The organism is Pseudomonas sp. gcc21 (assembly GCF_012844345.1).
In the GTDB taxonomy this organism is placed as follows: Bacteria; Pseudomonadota; Gammaproteobacteria; order Pseudomonadales; family Pseudomonadaceae; genus Halopseudomonas.
The window spans coordinates 1,762,874-1,779,574 of record NZ_CP051625.1 but is presented as its reverse complement, the minus strand read 5'-3'; the positions used below and the strand labels follow the sequence as shown (position 1 = coordinate 1,779,574).

General features: G+C 60.3%; 16 protein-coding genes and 1 riboswitch. Of the genes, 5 read left to right on the top strand and 11 right to left on the bottom strand.

The genetic code is table 11. The features are described 5' to 3' along the window. The first annotated feature begins 86 nt into the window (after positions 1-86). Both HG264_RS08245 and HG264_RS08240 read left to right on the top strand, forming a co-directional pair. Positions 87-1,106 carry a methyltransferase gene (locus tag HG264_RS08245; protein ID WP_169407215.1) on the top strand — a complete coding sequence of 340 codons (1,020 nt, stop codon included), beginning with the start codon at positions 87-89 and terminating at the stop codon, positions 1,104-1,106. A gap of 26 nt (positions 1,107-1,132) precedes the next feature. After that, positions 1,133-1,240, top strand: a riboswitch (yybP-ykoY riboswitch). 88 nt (positions 1,241-1,328) lie between these two features. Continuing rightward, on the top strand, positions 1,329-1,922 hold the full coding sequence (locus HG264_RS08240; RefSeq protein ID WP_169407214.1) for a TMEM165/GDT1 family protein: 594 nt from the start codon (positions 1,329-1,331) through the stop codon (positions 1,920-1,922). A gap of 54 nt (positions 1,923-1,976) precedes the next feature. On the opposite strand, the gene HG264_RS08235 is transcribed toward HG264_RS08240, so the two are convergent. Next, on the bottom strand, positions 1,977-2,291 hold the full coding sequence (locus tag HG264_RS08235) for a BON domain-containing protein (RefSeq protein WP_169407213.1): 315 nt from the start codon (positions 2,289-2,291) through the stop codon (positions 1,977-1,979). Positions 2,292-2,417: 126 nt separating this feature from the next. On the opposite strand from HG264_RS08235, the gene HG264_RS08230 reads away from it, so the two are divergent. Continuing rightward, a complete protein-coding gene (locus tag HG264_RS08230) occupies positions 2,418-3,197 on the top strand; it encodes a class II glutamine amidotransferase (protein ID WP_169407212.1) in 780 nt (259 codons plus the stop codon). A 321-nt stretch (positions 3,198-3,518) separates the two neighbouring features. Then, positions 3,519-4,343 (top strand): cyclopropane-fatty-acyl-phospholipid synthase family protein, encoded by an 825-nt coding sequence (locus HG264_RS08225; RefSeq protein WP_218573051.1) that lies wholly within the window; start codon positions 3,519-3,521, stop codon positions 4,341-4,343. Positions 4,344-4,409: 66 nt separating this feature from the next. On the opposite strand, the gene HG264_RS08220 is transcribed toward HG264_RS08225, so the two are convergent. The 9 genes from HG264_RS08220 to HG264_RS08180 form a co-directional block, all read right to left on the bottom strand. Continuing rightward, entirely contained in the window at positions 4,410-5,252 is an 843-nt protein-coding gene (locus HG264_RS08220; protein WP_169407210.1) for a hypothetical protein, read from the bottom strand. A gap of 25 nt (positions 5,253-5,277) precedes the next feature. Then, complete coding sequence (locus tag HG264_RS08215) at positions 5,278-6,534, bottom strand: hypothetical protein (RefSeq protein ID WP_169407209.1); 1,257 nt, start codon at positions 6,532-6,534, stop codon at positions 5,278-5,280. Further along, positions 6,534-7,175: a hypothetical protein gene (locus HG264_RS08210; protein ID WP_169407208.1), complete on the bottom strand. Its 642-nt coding sequence runs from the start codon at positions 7,173-7,175 to the stop codon at positions 6,534-6,536. The genes HG264_RS08215 and HG264_RS08210 overlap by 1 nt, the downstream gene beginning before the upstream one ends. Further along, positions 7,172-10,945, bottom strand: coding sequence for an ATP-binding protein (locus tag HG264_RS08205; protein ID WP_169407207.1), 3,774 nt, complete (start codon positions 10,943-10,945; stop codon positions 7,172-7,174). Before HG264_RS08205 ends, HG264_RS08210 begins: the two co-directional genes overlap by 4 nt. A gap of 372 nt (positions 10,946-11,317) precedes the next feature. Next, positions 11,318-12,634: an OprD family porin gene (locus HG264_RS08200; protein WP_169407206.1), complete on the bottom strand. Its 1,317-nt coding sequence runs from the start codon at positions 12,632-12,634 to the stop codon at positions 11,318-11,320. 228 nt (positions 12,635-12,862) lie between these two features. Continuing rightward, positions 12,863-13,669 carry a M48 family metallopeptidase gene (locus tag HG264_RS08195; protein WP_169407205.1) on the bottom strand — a complete coding sequence of 269 codons (807 nt, stop codon included), beginning with the start codon at positions 13,667-13,669 and terminating at the stop codon, positions 12,863-12,865. A 156-nt stretch (positions 13,670-13,825) separates the two neighbouring features. Further along, positions 13,826-14,485, bottom strand: a complete 660-nt coding sequence (locus tag HG264_RS08190; protein WP_169407204.1) for an SOS response-associated peptidase — start codon at positions 14,483-14,485, stop codon at positions 13,826-13,828. Next, positions 14,485-14,754 carry a DUF2007 domain-containing protein gene (locus HG264_RS08185; RefSeq protein ID WP_169407203.1) on the bottom strand — a complete coding sequence of 90 codons (270 nt, stop codon included), beginning with the start codon at positions 14,752-14,754 and terminating at the stop codon, positions 14,485-14,487. The genes HG264_RS08190 and HG264_RS08185 overlap by 1 nt, the downstream gene beginning before the upstream one ends. Before the next feature lie 2 nt (positions 14,755-14,756). After that, positions 14,757-14,951: a CPXCG motif-containing cysteine-rich protein gene (locus HG264_RS08180; RefSeq protein WP_169407202.1), complete on the bottom strand. Its 195-nt coding sequence runs from the start codon at positions 14,949-14,951 to the stop codon at positions 14,757-14,759. Positions 14,952-15,094: 143 nt separating this feature from the next. On the opposite strand from HG264_RS08180, the gene HG264_RS08175 reads away from it, so the two are divergent. After that, entirely contained in the window at positions 15,095-16,255 is a 1,161-nt protein-coding gene (locus HG264_RS08175; RefSeq protein WP_169409058.1) for a 1-acyl-sn-glycerol-3-phosphate acyltransferase, read from the top strand. A 28-nt stretch (positions 16,256-16,283) separates the two neighbouring features. Here the strand turns inward: HG264_RS08175 and HG264_RS08170 are convergent, their stop codons facing one another. After that, a complete protein-coding gene (locus HG264_RS08170; RefSeq protein ID WP_169407201.1) occupies positions 16,284-16,562 on the bottom strand; it encodes a hypothetical protein in 279 nt (92 codons plus the stop codon). Positions 16,563-16,701: the final 139 nt, after the last annotated feature.

Here is a 16,701-nt window from a genome sequence, read left to right as displayed (position 1 = left end):
CTGCGCCCCCGTCAGCTACGATCAGCTTGGTCCCTCTGACCCGTCCGCGTACAATCCCAGCCCCTTCCAGCATCGAGGAGCCCGCCATGGACAACACCAGCCAGATTATTGAGCGCAGTAGCGAGTTGTTCGCCAACAAGCGACTGCTGTTGGTCAATCCAGTGGCCGATGGGCTGACCCGTGAGTTGCCAGCCGACTGGCACGTCTGGACCTGGGACTATGCCGTCTGGCTGGGGCTGAACGGCCAGCTTGATGAAGAACACCTAAGTTTTTCGCATCTCTGTCCGCAGCTCGAAGAGCTCGACGGCGCGATTCTCGTCATGCCCAAGGCGCTTGAGCGCGCCGAGTATGCGCTGGCGCAGATGGCGCCTTTGTTAAAGGCTGGTTGCCCGTTGTATCTGGTGGGCGAGAAGAAGGGCGGTATTACCCGTGCGGAAAAGCTGTTGGCGCCGTATGGCGACAACGCCGAAAAGCTCGACTCGGCCCGCCATTGCCAGCTGTGGCGCATGCCGGTGAATGGTCAGGCTGCGCCGTTCCGTCTGGAAGACTGGCTGCGTGAATTCACCGTCGAGTTGCATGACCAGAAGATTGATCTCGTCAGCCTGCCCGGCGTATTCAGCCACGGCCGGCTCGATGAGGGCAGCGAGCTACTGTTAGAAGAGCCAGCCGAGCTGCCCGCAGGAAGAGTACTTGATTTTGGCTGTGGGGCAGGGGTGTTGTCCGTGGCCCTCGGCCGACGCAACCCCGAGACCCGGTTTGAGCTGGTTGATGTAGACGCCCTCGCGCTCTACTGCGCGACCGAGACGCTCAAGCGCAATAATATCGAAGCCGAGGTCTATCCCTCGGACGGTCTGAGCGATGTTCACGGGCGCTTTGCCGGTGTCGTGAGCAATCCACCGTTTCACAGCGGTATCCGGCATGACACCAGTATTGCCGAGCGCTTCTTCGAGCAGGTCACGCGCAATCTTTTGCCGCGTGGAGTGCTGCGTATTGTCGCCAACGGCTTTCTGAAATACCCCGCCCTGGTGGAGGCTCACATCGGCCCGTGCCACGTGTTGCGCGAGAACAATCGCTTCAAGGTCTACTCGGCAACCGCGCCAGGTTGATCTGCCCGGACCTTATTGCTAAAGTTCCGGCCGTCTTAGGGGAGTAGTCTCTCCGGAAGCCAGTCTTCCACGGCAAACGTCAACATAATCGGCCCGCAGGTCGTGGCGTTTGCGACCCGCATTTCGATCGGGTCTGACGAGACCTTTGACATGCATGCACCAACCGAGGGCGGGGGTGCGCGCGTGTCATTGGTTCGCTGATCCGCCCTCTCTGGAACATCCGTGGAAGCCTTTTTCGTATCAACCGGTATTGTTGCGCTGGCGGAGATCGGCGACAAAACCCAATTGCTGGCGCTATTGCTGGCGGTACGTTTTCGTAATCATCCTTGGCCCATTGTTCTGGGCATCTTCGTCGCGACAGTGGTTAATCACGCCCTGGCCGGCGCATTGGGCCAGCTGGTCGCCAGCTTTCTGTCCGACACCCTTCTGCATAGCATTGTCGCGGTGAGCTTCATTGCGGTGGCGGCCTGGACACTGGTTCCAGACAAGCTTGAGGACGAGGACACAGCGCCGATCGGCCGCTACGGCGCTTTCATGGCAACGCTGGTTGCCTTCTTTATTGCGGAGATGGGCGACAAGACCCAGATCGCGACTGTCGTGCTGGCTGCTCAGTTTGTGGATTATGGCTGGGTGGTGCTTGGCACGACGCTGGGGATGATGTTGGCCAATGTGCCGGTCGTGTTTCTGGGCAACGCGGTGGCGGGTCGGCTCCCGCTGGACCTGATTCGCCGGATAGCGGCTGCGGCGTTCCTCATACTCGGTTTGTATTCAGCCTGGCTTGCCTATACCGGGTATGCGATGGGCAGCGGAAGTTAGGGCTCGGGATTGGCTAGGTGAGAGTAACGCCCGGCCTCATGCCGGGCGTTACCGTCAGCGAATCTGCATATCGTCGCGGACCGACGTGACGCCTTTTATCTGCCGCGTCAGCTCAACCGCGCGATTGGCGGCCGCCCGTGAACTGACATAACCGGTCAGCTGAACCTCGCCCTTGTAGGTCTCGACATTTATCTCGCTGGCGCGGACAGTGTCGTCCTTGATCAGAGCGGTTTTGACCTGAGTGCTGATGACGCTGTCATCGACAAATTCGCCGGCCGACTTCTGGCCCGAGGCTACGGTACAACCGCCCATGAGAATCAGGCCGAGGGCGAGAAACAGCGCAGTGAGGTATTCCCTGGAAAGCTTCATTTAGAGACTCCTGTTGACGATAGTGTCACTGTTGAGACTTGAGGGTGGGGCGTTAGTTTCGGGGAGAAGGCGCGGCGCGTATGGCTGGCCTAAGATCAAGTCATTGTCTGATAGAGGATCGAATCGATGTGCGAACTGATGGGTATGAGCGCCAATGTGCCGACCGATATCTGTTTCAGTTTTGCGGGTCTCATGCAGCGCGGCGGCGGAACCGGCCCGCACGGGGACGGTTGGGGCGTGGCGTTCTATGAAGGGCTGGGCGTGCGCTGCTTCCATGACCCGCAGCCCTGTCATCAGTCGGCCATTGCGCAGCTGGTCGAGAGCTATCCGATCAAATCGGAAAACGTGATTTGCCACATCCGCCAGGCTAACGTCGGACGCGTGGGGCTGGTAAATACGCACCCGTTCATCCGGGAGTTATGGGGACGCTACTGGACCTTCGCTCACAACGGCCAGCTGCATGATTTTGCCGCCTCGCCTGGACCCTTTCAGCCGGTGGGCTCTACTGATAGCGAGGCGTTGTTCTGCGATCTTCTCAATACGCTGCGAAGCCGTTTCGGTTCCGCGCCGGAGCTGGAAGAGCTGGTGCCGTGCCTGGCCGGCATCTGTGGAGCGTTCGCACGCCAGGGCGTGTGCAACCTGATGATCAGCAATGGGGAATGGCTGTTTACCCTGTGCACCACCAAGCTCGCGTGGATCACCCGGCGTGCGCCTTTCGGTCCGGCCCAACTGAGCGATCGCGACCTTGCGATCGATTTTCAGGAGCACACCACCCCGAATGATGTAGTGACCGTCATCGCAACCGAACCCCTCACCAGTAACGAGACCTGGCAGTTATACATGCCTGGGGAATGGAGGTTGTGGTGCGGGGGCAAGACAGTTATGCAGGGTAATGTGCTGCGGTAACCCGTCGAGCTCGCGTGCCCGTGCTGAAATCGTCGTTGGGTTTACATCCGCTCGGCACTGCTATCAGAAACCCGCGTGACCAATGAGTTCCGCTTTGTGTGGCCGTTCAATTCCGGACTGAGATTCCGCTCACGCTTCCATGCCGCCCCCGACTGGCCGCGTTGACAGCGATTCATCCGACTACTTAGCTTTGTCAGGCAGGGAGGCAAAGTCGTGCTGATATATCGGATAAATGGCACGCGCTCTTCCGTGTCTCGGCTGCCTCCTCTTGGGGTCGCCCGTAGCGGATTCCTTTAATGTCAAACGTGTTTTGCTGGAGGAATGATGGCCCCCTTTACGCTCCGTGCGGGCAGTTTACGCGCCCGCACCGCAACCCTGACGATAACGCTGGCTTCCCTCTTGTCGTTCGCAGGCAATGCCGCGGCGTCGACCGCCCCCGCTCGACCCTATGTGCCAACCCCTTATCCCGTTGTTGAGCGCATGCTCGAGATGGCAGCGCTGCAACCGGACGATCACCTCATCGATCTTGGATCCGGGGACGGCCGCATCGCCATCAGCGCCGTCAAGGATTGGAACGCCGGCTCGGCACTGGGCATTGATCTGAACAGCGCGCGGCTCGCCCAAGCGCAGCAGAACGCCGAGGAGGCTGGCGTAGCGGATCGGGTTCGGTTCGAGCGAGCCGATCTGCAAGAAACTGATCTCTCCGACGCATCGGTACTGACGGTGTATCAGCTCAATGCGAAGAATCTCTGGTTACAGCCGGTCATACTGAAGAACATGAACCCCGGCGCGCGCGTACTCACCCACAGCTTTGACCTCGGCGAATGGGAGCCGGATCAGTCCGATACGGTGGAGGGCGGTACCGTGCATATGTGGACCGTGCCGGCGAGCGTGGGCGGCAAATGGCAGTTGACCACTGCCGAGGGGACCGAAGCGCTGATCCTCATTGAACAGAGTTACCAGAGAGTAGTGGGCAGCGCCGAAATCGGAGGCGAGCCCATGATGCTGTCCGAGCCGCACCTGCACGGCAATGAGATCCGCTTTACCATCGACTCCCGGCAGTATGTAGGCAAGGTCGAAGGCGACCGGATCGTTCCGCTGGAGGGTACCGATGTCGCAGTGGGCTGGAATGCCCAGCGTATCTGAAGTGAGCTTGCTGCAGGCGCTCCCCGAAGGGCGCCTGCGCTCTTGTTGAACGTCAGCAACCTTTCGTTAAACGGAATAAATAGCCAGCGGTATGCGATGGGCGATCAGGGATTCCTGAGTCACCGCCCATCCGTTCTGCCTGATCGATGCCAGCAGCTTCATTAGTTCAGCTGAGCGATTCAGCTCGAGCAGTCGTTGCAGGCACGGGTACTGCTTCTCGAACGTCCCAGGCTTTGACATAGTTTGCACCAGCTTTCCCGGCTCGGCGGGGGCGAGTAATGCGATATGGCATCGCCCCAGATGCTTGCCGACGCCCAGAGCGATATCTATCCCGCTCGGATCGAAATCCCCAAAAAACAGGATCGCAACCGAATCCGGCAGAGCCTCCAGCGTGCCCAGAAGCGCCGCGGCATCCGCGCCGTGGCCGCGGTACACGAACAGACTTCGCTGCCGATAGCGCTCCGGCAACATATGCGTGATATCCCACCAGCGCTCCATGGCGCTGCCATTTTCAATGATGATCACCTGGTCAATGCGCTCGGGATTTATCACCAGTTTCGCGCCACAAACCCCAACATACATCCCCGGTAGACAGGGGATCTGGACTATCGCGCCGTTGTCGTCGCGCATCTCGACCAGCCCGTCGGTCGTGGCTACGCGCACCATGCGGAAGACCGGTTGAGAACCGAGTTTGTCCTGCGCGGTGTCTGCGGACAGGTCCGTCCGGCTCTTCTCAATATCCAGTGACAGTGGGTCGTGGCGGGTCAGGCGTCGGGCTGCTGTGTATAGCTTGTCGAGATCGCTGTCTGACAGATCCAGACTCGAGCGCGACCGTATGCCGACGCCGTATTCTTCGTGAATCGATAGCCAGACACGGGTCAGCGGCACCTTGCGCTTGCGTGTACGCAAGGCCTCCTGGACCGTCTTGAACCACTCAGGCTCCATGGCTCACCAGGCGAAACTCAATGTCCTCGACCATATGGTTGCCTGAGTAGCCGGGCAGGGGCCGCTCACGGAAGCGCATGCTGAGCTGATCGCCCTTGGCGTAGTCGCTGTTGGCGTAGTGATCGGCGACGCATACCAGCCATAGCTCGGGATCGATTTCGAGATCCAGGTAGGACAGGCACGCAAGAGAGGAGGCCGGTTGCTGCTCGGCCAGTTGCGGCAGTATCTCGAACATCTGGCGCAGAGCCTGCTCCACCGGCTCGGGTTCGGCCAGGAAAACGCCGTCGCGGCAATCCTTGACCGGTACCAGGGGCGGCTCCTGATGTCGACGTTCAGGCTGTTCATCCGCGGCGATACGCGCCAGCGCCTGTTGGGCGATATCGCTCAGCACGCGTTCTTCGCTGGGGCTGTCGATGGGCGGGTGAGCTTTCAACTCAAGCCGTTCGGCGGAGCGGAAAATGCGCGGAATGCTGCGGTAATGTTCAAGTCCCGGTTGGTAGCCGGGGTTACGCTGATAGTGCTGCAGCAGCGTATCGATCAGCTCGTTGTGCTCGCGATAACGCTGATCGTCCTGCAGCTTGGTCAGGTTCTCGCGCAGTTTGTGCAAGGCATCGTGGAGTTCGTCTGCACAGGAGCCGACCGCACGCCCGAGCACTTTCTTGAGCAGGTGCGAAAGCAAACGGTCCGAACGCGCGAGCTCTGACAGCACATCAGGCGTCAGGGTGGCAAACAGGTCATTCAGCTGTGAGGCCTCCTTGATCGCACGTTCGTTTTCCCGGATGCGCTGCGACAGATCGCTGACCATGCTGAACTCGTTGCGCACGTAGCCCGCGAAGCGCTGGGTGATCTCGCGCAGCGTATCGATCAGGTGCGCGACGATCTCCTGAATTTCCGATTCGTAAACCTTCTGGTCACGCATCAGGCCGCGGTCAGCGGTAGCCAGATAGCCGGAGATGGCGTGCTTGAGCTGGTCGAACAGATCATCTACGGCGCCGCTCGACAACCGGCGACGGTAATTCTGCGTGGCGTGATGGAACAGCTCGGACACCACCCGGTTGACCTGCACGTAGGAATCACGCTCGTCCAGACGGAAAACCAGGCGGTGCGCCTGCAGGTCGGCAATGGCTTTTTCGCCGTCCTGCTCGTCGACGATAATGCCCTGATTTTCGATGCAGGCGCGGCTCAGGACATCGCAGTGCTTGTCCAGCATGCGAATGGTACGCGCGGCTTCGTCGTACCTGGCCATCAGATCAGCTGCTCCTGTTCCTGCGCGGTCGCCTGTTCATGTTCCCGGTCCGCGAGCCGGATGCCTTCCTGCTGACGAATGAACTCCATCTGATCCTGCAGCATCGACCAGCGCGCAGTGGCTTGATAGACCGATGGGTGACGTTCGACGAGAAAACCTTCCTTCTCAAGAAAACGCAGCAGTTGATTGAGACGGGTACGGGGATCGACCTTGCCGCGCATCTGGAACCGCTGCGCGATGCTTTCAAGCTCGGCCTGCAGCGCGGAGGAGCTCTCAATCGCCCCAAGCAACTCGCTTTCCTTGAGAATGTCGCGCGCGCTCAGAGGATGCGCCTCTGGTGACAGCTGGCGGGTCAGGCGCAGCCACATCAGCAATGCCTCCCATTTGGTGGCAAGTGCATGGAACTGATGGTTCAGCCGGTTGCGTACGCCCTTGTCCTCAACATCCAGGTAGACGCAGTAATAACCGGTCATATCGCTGGTCAGCGCGACGCCACGGCCGAGCACGGCCAGATGCTGATTGACCCGGTCGAGGTTATCTTCCAGCTGCAGATACAGATAACCCGCCTCGTCGCTGACTTCACAGAGCAGCTCGCCTTGCAGGAGCTTTTCGATTACGTGGCGGAAGGTGGCGTTGCTCATGCCTTGTCCCCTTCTGTGAGCGCTTCGCTGCCTGACAATAACTGTGCCAGCGGATTGTTGGGTGATGCCTGTTTTGCATACACGAAATCGCGCACGCCGTGGTCCTTGCTCAGGAGAAGACGGTGCTTGTAGCGGCGCAGAAATTCGTGGGAGGCGGTGGGCTGTGCGCACAGCAGCACGATGTTCTTGCGGTCCATCATGCGGAAGAGTTTGTCGATGTTGCTGGGATGCAGTTCGCCCAGCTCGTCGATCGGCCAGGTGATGGTCACACTCTCATCCGGACACAAGAAGCGTGACAGGCCACCGAAGATCACCACCACGGCAATGCTGGATAATCCGGTACTGCTGGAGTTGCGCAGATCATTGTCGTTGCGGATCGGTACGATACGGCCGTTCTCGGTGAACTGTATTTCCAGCTCCACCAGCGAACCGAGATCGCTGGCAGTCATGCGCGCGCTGCGGAACATCTTGTCCAGAGAGCTTAGCCCGTTGCGCAGCTCGGTCGACGGGAGATCATGGTGGCGCGTCAGTTCCCATTCATGCCAGTCGCGGGCGAATGCCTTCAGCTGCGGCCAGAAGTCGAACTGCGTGATGCGCGACAGCAACCGGATGCGGATATCGGAGATGGCTTCGAAGTCATGCTCGGTATTGATCCGGGTTTCCAGCGTGCGCGAGACCTGGGTGACCCGCAGATCAATATCCTTGAGTTCTTCGTAATAACGCGCCATGGCCCCGCCGGCGCTTTTCACGTTCTCGATCAAGGCCTTGCGAATCTCGGGCAGGTCATGCTCGACAATCCGGCGCAGATCGGCCATGGACTCGATGCGAAATGCCTCGGACCCTTCGCTATGCACAGAGGTGTGCAGACGTGCGTTATGCAGGTGCTGCCACTTCTGATAGACCTGCGAATCGGGGTGCTGGTTGAGTGCGGCAACACAGCGGGTGAAGGCCTTGATGACCGCGTCTCTGGTCTCGGCAGTCGCCTTGATCAACCGCCGCAATTCGTCAGTAACCAGCGTCGCCGATTCCAGGGAGCCAGTGTGTTCTACTGAACCGGTCTGATGCGCGGCGATTTCCTCGGCCGATACCGGAATGCTTTCGCTCAGTTCACCGGCGCTACGCGCCAGCTGCTCCCAGTCGTGCAGTTGATCTTCGAGCCGTTTGAGTGCCGCACCGAGCTGCTTTGTCTGATCCTTCAGAGCATTGATGCGTGCGCTGTAGCTGTCCTTGCAGTCCTTCAGCTCGCGCTCGACTGCTGTCAGTGCGGTCTGGGCCTGATACAGCGACTCTTTCAGCGCATCAAATCCGGCCCAGTGATGTTTCAGCCAGTAGCGGTATTCACGCACAGGTTCTTCCATGGACTGGATCTGGCCGATGCGGTCATTCAGTGTCTTTACCCGCTGCTCGGTTTCGCGGATCGACACGACGTCCACACCGGCGCCGCGCAGCTTGTCGTCGCGCGCCTGTTCGATAGCGGCCAGATCCTGCGCAGCGGCGGAGCGGCGATGCTCCATGGCGTCCTGAACCGCGGCGAGCGCAGCCTTGGCAGCATCCAGCTGTTCATCATGTGATTGCTTGAGCGCGTCGCGGCGGTCGGAGAACTGGGTTTTCAGCTGATCGCGGCGCTGTTGCTCCTGAGTGAGCCGGTCCTTCATCTGCTGCGTCAGGTTGCGCAGTTGTTCAGCTGCCTGAAGGGTTCGCGCTTCGATGGCTTCGTTTACTTCACGCTGGATCAGCTCCGCGCTTTGTTCGGACTGCGCGTAGCGCTCGCCGGCTTTTTCGTGCGCCTGCCTGGCGCGGGCGAGGGCGTCCTTTGCCTGGGCCTGGTCCTGCTGTGCACTCTGCCATTTCTCCTCACTACGCCCCAACTCCTGTTCAGCCCGTTGCAGGGCCTGTTCGGCGCGGCTGAGTTGCTGTTGCAGTACGGCTTCGCTTTCAGCTGCGGCGGGCAGCGCAAGCGCACCGAGATCCAGGCTGACGCCGTACAAATCCGAGCCGGGCTGATCGGATAGCCTTGGCGCCAGGTCAGTGCGAGACAGCAGCGCAGGATTGATCGCCTTGCCGAGATTTTCATGCCAGGGCAGACCGCTGGTACGCAGATAGGCCAGCAGGGTTCCGTCTTCGGGATACAGCAACGCCTGGATCTCGTCCCGGCTAGCTTTAGCCTGCTGCACATCGGCTCGTGCGCGTTCATAGTGTTGTTCGGCGCTGCGCTCGGCACTGGCTGCCAGCTCCAGTTGCTGGCGGACGCGCTCAACATCCCGTTCTGTCTGTTCACGCTGTTCGCGCGCAAGGGCGACAGCACTGGTTGCGCTGCGGCGCTGCTCAAGCTCGGTCGCGCTCGGCTCGCGGGCCTGGCGCTCCTGTTCGCGAGCGTCTTCCAGCAATGCCTCGCATTCATGGCGCACCTGCGTCAATTGCTCGTCGAATGCTTCCAGCTCCTGCTCGCGGCTTTGTTCAAGTGCCTCGCTTGCCAGTTGATGCTGGCTGCGCAGCGCGTCGCGCGCCTCCTGTGCCTCATGTTGACGGGCTTCCAGAGCGGCCAGATCCTGTTCGAGTTTCTGGTTGATCGTCACTTTGGCCAGATCGGCCTCATGCGTGATGGTTTCGCTTTCGGCCTTGAGCACCTGCAGGCGATCTCGTGCTGCTTCAAGGTCGGAGCGCACCATGGGCAGGTTCGCCAGTTCTGTTTCCCAATGACGGATGTCGCGTTCCGTTTCCCAGTCGGCGCGCTCCTGCTCGAGGCTTTGCAGCCGGTCGCGGTAGGTTTTTACCTCCGCGCGTTGCTGGCTGATCTGTTCATCCAGCGCCCCGCGCCTGGCTTGCAATTCCTCTTCCAACGCTGTGATGTCGAGATTGACGCCCGCCAGCTGACGCGTGAGCAGGGCAGTCTGATCCGCCCCCAGCGCCTGCAGATTCGACAGAGCCCGGCGGCAGTCATCGAGTGCAAGGCGGTTATCTTTCACCGAATCGAAGTCGGACAATGCCTGCTTCACAGTTTTCTCGTGCTCGCCAAACGCGGTCAGGCTTTTGAGATCACTCCACAGGCCTTCGTTCTTGATGTGGCTGGGCGGCGCGCCGAGGTTGACCACATCGCTGAGCAGCGAGTCGACGATCATCTCCTTGAGCCGCGCCATCATCTGATCCTTCTTGATGGACACGGTGGTCAGGGCATCGATGTGCTGCATGCGCGTTCGTATCGAGCCCAGCCCGAACTGACCGGCCAGCGTACGAATATCAATGCGCGAGCGCGCACCCTGTACCCGACGGCCCCCGCCGGTGGGGTCGTTCTGGATAATCGAACGGAAGTCGACGATGCGGTTGATCTCGGGGCTGACGCGGATATCCAGCGAGGGCACATGGTGGCGAAGGATGCTGGCGGCATCATCACCCCGGGCAAACAGCGCCTCCATGTCAGGATGAAAGACGCTGGCGTCGGCGGCGGCCTTGACGAACCGGTAGGCAAATCCGGCGTCGCCCTCCTTGCGATACATCACCGCGCAGCAAGGCTCGTCGTCAGCCCGCGTGTATTCGAACACCAGCATGGACTGACGGTTGGGCAGGTAGTAATTGACGAAGCTGTCCTTGCCGGCAACCTTGTCGACCAGCCGGTTCGGCTCGTAGCCGTAGAACATGGGGATCAGGCGCAGCGCGGAGGTCTTACCTGCACCGTTGGTGCCCTGCAGGTTGGTGTGTCCGTCGCACTCGATGCGTACCCGCAGGCCGCGAAAGTACGAATGGTGAAGAATGATGCTTTTAAGCCCGCTCATCGGAACCAGCTCCCTGGGTTGTGTGAATATCCGCGTGAGTCCGGAAAAGCGTCGGCTGTCTGCTTAGCGGGTTGCGGAGAGGCAAGAATGCCGAGGCCGTATGGTAACTGCTCGGGCGGGGATAGGGGCGCTGTTTTTGTCGGCCTGAACGATGAGCGTAGGGCGTGAGTAGGGCGTGAGTAAAGCCAGAGGCTGAGGAGGCCCTAAAGGGAAGGCCAGGCGGAGCTTGCCTGAATACTTGGCTAGGCTGGCGCCGCTCTTTCGATTCACCCCGGACCATGGAAGGTCGAGTTCCATCTCGACCAGCGCCATTGCCGGAGCGCACGGTGGCCGGGATGGAACCCGGCCTTCCAAGCCAGTGCGTTCGGGTATTTACTTCAGTGCAATGCTGTAGCTGAGAATGACACGCGCCTCGTCCACGTCACGTTGATTGCTGACCCGGCTGCGCAAACTGCCATGGCGCAGGGTAACGCCGACATTTTTGAACGCGCCGCTTTGCACCTTGTAGTCCAGCCTCAGGTCACGCTCCCATTCCGTGTCCGCGCCACGCTCGGCTGCGCCGATATCGCTGCCGCTCAGGTAGGCGGCCGACGCTTTCAGGCCCGGCACACCGACCTGGCTGAAGTCGTAGCTGTACTGGGTAACCCAGGTCTTTTCCCCGGCGCGCAGGAACTTGCCGATTTGTGAGTCGGTGATCAGATAAGCCGTGGCACCATCGCCATTGTTGATGAAGGGAAAATCACTGTCGCCACTGAGGTGCTGATAGCCCAGACCCAGCGAATGGCCCTCGAGGCTGTAGGTGAACAGGACACTGCGCGCTTCGTTGTCCACACGGCCGGCCGTCGAGCCGCTGTCATAGAATCCGCGTGCGAGATAACCAGCGGCCCGGTCGTCGTTTGCACCCACAGAATCACTGTTGAAATAGCGCAGGTCAGTGACGAGTGTGCCGGCACCGAGTTCGGTGCTGTGTTTGGCTCCCAGGAAGTGCTGGCGATAATAGTCTTCAAGTTCGGCGAGGAAATAGGTCGCGGTCAGGTTGTCATTGATCTTGTATTCGGCACCGCCAAAACGGAATTGATTGACCCGCTCGTCCCCGCCGTTGATGCGCAAGTGCTCGTAATCGCTCGATGCCCGACCGCTGGCCCGTGCGATTTCTCCCAGGTGCAGAGTCAGATCGCTGATTTCGCTCGAGGTCAGATGAGCGCCGCGGAAAGTTTGTGGCAGCAGCCGGCCGTCGTTGCGTGTCAGTACCGGCAGGCTGGGCTGCAATACCCCCACCTTGAGTTCTGTTTCGGAGATACGCGCCTTGGCGGCTACATCGAGGCGGCCGAAATCACTGGCGGCCTGGTCGTCATCCAAGGGAAACATGACGCCGGGGTTGCGCGAAAGGCCTGTCTTGCCGCTGCGCCCGCCACCGTCGAGCCTCACGCCTAGCTGACCCAGTACGTCGACACCAAAGCCGACCACGCCCGGGGTGTAACCCGAACGTGCATCAAGCAGGAATCCCTGACCCCATTCCTCGGCTTTGGAGTACCCCGGATCGCCGCTGCGCTGATCCTGATTGATGTAAAAATTGCGCAGCTTGAGGTCGATCTTGCTGCCCGAAACGAAACCGTCCTGCGCTATGGACAGAGCGGGCAGGCCTAGCAGGCCGGCGGCGACGGCGCTGGCTATCAGCGTTTTTTTCATGCGGTTGATACTCCATTGAATGCGGCGGCGACTCAGGTGGCGCGCCGACGGGCGCAACATATATGAAGCTGGGAAACTGAAAAAGTGCAGGCGGGCAATTGGAGTCAGCCACCAGCTTGGGCGCAGGGCATGACATGCGCTACCTGCTGCAGGCGCTCTCACTGCCGACATGGGTTGAACCCTTGACTCCGGGCGTGGCCACGCAGCCGTCTGCGTGGCCAGAGCCGATCAGCGGGCTGCTTCGTACAGCGGCTGAACCCTCGGAATGGCGCTGCGGAGGTTCTCGATGCGGCCACTGGAGCTTGGGTGGGTGCTGAGAAATTCCGGCGGCGCGCCCTGTGCCGCAGCGCCCATCTTCTGCCACAGCGTCACGGCTGCTTCCGGCTTGTATCCCGCGCGGGCAGCCAGCTCAAGCCCGATCAGATCCGCTTCGGTTTCGTTGGAACGGCTATTGGGCAGCATCAGACCATATTGCACGGCGGCATCGGCCGCCTGTCGGCTGAGTTCGCCCAGGCCCAGCAGTGCGCCGACCAGTTGCGTCCCGGTCTGGCTGATATAGGCGCGGGAAATCGCTTCCCGGCCATGTTCACGCAGAGCATGTGAAATCTCGTGGCCCATGATCTGGGCGATTTCGTCGTCGGACAGATTCAGTTTCTCAACGATGCCGGTATAGAAAATGATCTTGCCGCCCGGCATGCAGCTGGCGTTGAGTTGGTCACTCTGGATGAGATTCACCTCCCAATCCCAACTGCGTGCGTCCTGACGGAAATGCGTCACTTGCGGAATAAGCTTGTTGGAAATGCCACGCAGACGCTTGAGCATCGCCGCGTCGGTGTTCAGTACACCCTTGGATTTGGCTTCGCTGAGCATTTCGCCATAGGCCTTGGCAGCCATCTGGTCCACTTGTTCAGCAGGCAGGGCGCTGACCATGCGCTGTTCGCGGTTGACGCCAACGGCTCCGCCCTGGGTGGTTTGAACAGTTTCACAGCCGACCAGCCAGAGAAACGGCAGACACAGAAGCAGACGGGTACGCATGGGCAGGTTCCTTGGAAAACGGAGCAATAGATTAGAGCGATGACCCCGGGCAGGCAACTGCAAGCCCGCCATCACGGCCAAGATTGCTCTACATCCAGCAGGAAGCAGCCTGATTTAGCGGGCGGGTGCGTTGAGACAGGACGGTCTGCGCGGGCTTCAAACTGGCGACTCGGCCGTCACCGGATGGCCGCTGGGTGCGCAGCAATGTGGGCCGACGGTAGCGGGATTGCTCATGGCCGGGTTGACCGGATACATCATCTCGACCTGGGATTCGGCGTTGAGCAGTAGCGGCTGCAGAGCGGACGGAGCGGTTGCCGATGCCAGCCAGATAGCCTGCTCGGCCCGGTTGAGCGTTGCCGGCATGCGATAACCCAAACGCTCAGGCAGGCCCTTGGCGGGTACGGTAATCAAAGCGCAGCTGTCCCAGTACGTATTTTCATCCAGGCTGTAACGCTCCCATATGCCTGCAATCGCCAGACCACCCTGGCGATGTCGCAGATACCAGGGTTGCTTGCGCTTGCCCTGTACCCGCCAGCTGAAATAACCGTCCACCGGAATCAGGCATCGGCGCTCGACCAAAGGCTGGCGGAACATCGGCTTGTCGTGCATGACCTCGGCATTCACGCTGAAAGGGGCGCGGCTCAGATCCTTGAGCCAGCCGGGCGTAAGGTTCCATAACACGCGGGCACACTCGAGCTGGTTATCTGTCTTGCGGAGAATCAGCAGCCGCTGGCCGGGCGATATATTCCAGGCGGGTTTCCAGTCTCCGGGCACATCGGCGATTGGCGGAGTAAACTGTGCGAGACGCCCGGCCATCAGGCGAGCAGCTCGTGTTCGGGTTGTTGATCGGGGTCATCGGATTGCGGCATGACCGGTTCTGCCTGCTGCCAGGAGCTGATCAGTTCACGCGCCAGATCGGCGTCCTCTGCCGGCACCCATATGCCCAGCAGCCCATGCGCGGGCAGTTCGCCAACAGCGCCCTGCAAGTATTGGCCGCTGAGATGGCAGTGGATATGTCTATCCATGAGTATGTGCCGGAGCAGCTCGCCTTCGGTCAGGTCGGCCGGCTGGTAGATGCATAACATGCTTAATCCTGCTCCCTGCGCAGGTCGACGTGATAGTCGGGGTCGCCTTCTTCCATCCACAACGTGACATGGATCGGCTGGCAGCAGACCTGGCAATCTTCGACATAGGACTGGGCGCCGCCGGACAGATCCAGCAACAGACGGATCGTTTCGCCGCAATGCGGACATTGCAGCGATGCTTCGTCAATCGCCTGCATCGATGTCCTCCGGTGAGTAATCATGGTTTTGTGACGGTGAGTGTAGTCCGAACGTCGATCAGGCGAAACCGCGCCCGCGCCAATTGTTCCTGCCCGCTGCGGCAAGCATAATGCGCGGCTTAACTGGAACAGACGAGGATGACATGGGCGAGTTTGATGCCATAAAGCCCTTTGAGGATAACGATGTCCCTGAAGTGCTCAAGCGCCTGAGCGGGGATAAGGAATTGTGCCGGATGCTGGCGCGATACCGCTTTGCGCGGCTATCGAGGTGGGCGCCCGGTCTGGTCGAGCGGTTGGTAGGGTTCGGCTTGCGTCGGGAAGCGCGGGGCATAAACAGCATCGAGGCGCTGCAACACAAACTCGAACCCTATCTGAACCGGTTGATCGAGCGCAGTACGCTGGATGTGACCTACAGCGGGCTGGAAAATCTGCGCAAGGATCAACCTCACCTGTTTCTGGCAAATCACCGCGACATAGTCATGGACCCGGCGTTCGTCAACTATGCGTTGTACCACGCCGGGCACCCGACGCCGCGGATTGCCATTGGCGACAACCTGCTGCAACGGCCCTTTGTCAGTGACCTGATGCGCCTGAACAAGAGCTTTATCGTGCACCGTTCGGTGACCGGACGCCGCGAGAAGCTGGCTGTCTATCAGTCGCTCTCAGCCTATATCAACCATTCGATCCAGACCGGGCATTCCATCTGGATCGCACAGAGCGAAGGGCGCGCCAAGGACGGCAAGGACGAGACTGACTCGGCGATCATCAAGATGCTTTGCATGAGCCGCCGCAACGAAGCCTTCGAGGAGGTGATCCGCTCGCTGAATATCGTTCCGGTGTCGATCGCCTACGAATGGGACCCCTGCGACCTGATGAAGGCGCGAGAGCTGGAGCAGCGTGAGCGTACCGGCAGCTATCAGAAACAGCCGGGCGAAGACGACCGCTCTATCGCCATGGGGCTGACGGGTTACAAGGGGCGGGTACATGTAGCGTTCGGCGAGCCGATGACCGATGACTATGCGGACGCGCGCGCCGTTGCCCGCGAGGCAGATCGCAGCATCCTGCTCTCGTACCGGCTGTATCCAAGTAACTATCTGGCCTTCGAGCACCTGCCGGACTTGCCGGAGCTGGCGATTGGCGACTGGCGTAAGCAGTTCGATGCGCAGCAACTGACGGCGGAGCAGGCGCGTTTCGAGCAACGCCTGGCTGAATGCCCCGAAGAACACCGCAGCTGGTGGTTGGCGCAGTATGCTAATCCGGTCATCAGTCAGCTGCGCCAGCAGGCCTTTCTGGACAGCCTTTAATAGGCTGTCCGGTAATGCTCTCCCACCTTCAGAACTGAGTGCTGGCCAGCGTCAACAGCGTGGCCAGCAACAGGCATACGCCGCCGACTGCGTAGAACATCCGGTTGATCCGCTGGGTGGCGGCAGGAATTGTCGCCTCCCCTGAAACGGCCGGACTGGTAGCGAGGCGCGCTGTGGCGCGGGCACTGCGCAATTGAGTGGCAAGCCACAACCAACCCCCGGCAAGACCATAAAACAACGCCAGTCCGTTGAGGACCAGCGCGGGATTGTTCAGATAATAGAGCCAGGCGACCTGTAATACGGGCATGCGGAAACCTCAATCAGAGATCGGCAACCGACGGGTATTCTTGTTGTTATTGGCGGGTTACGGCGAACGAGATGAATGTACGGGGGCGGATAACCGCTCCGATGAAAAGTCGCGACGGATTCTAGCGAACTTGCCAGCT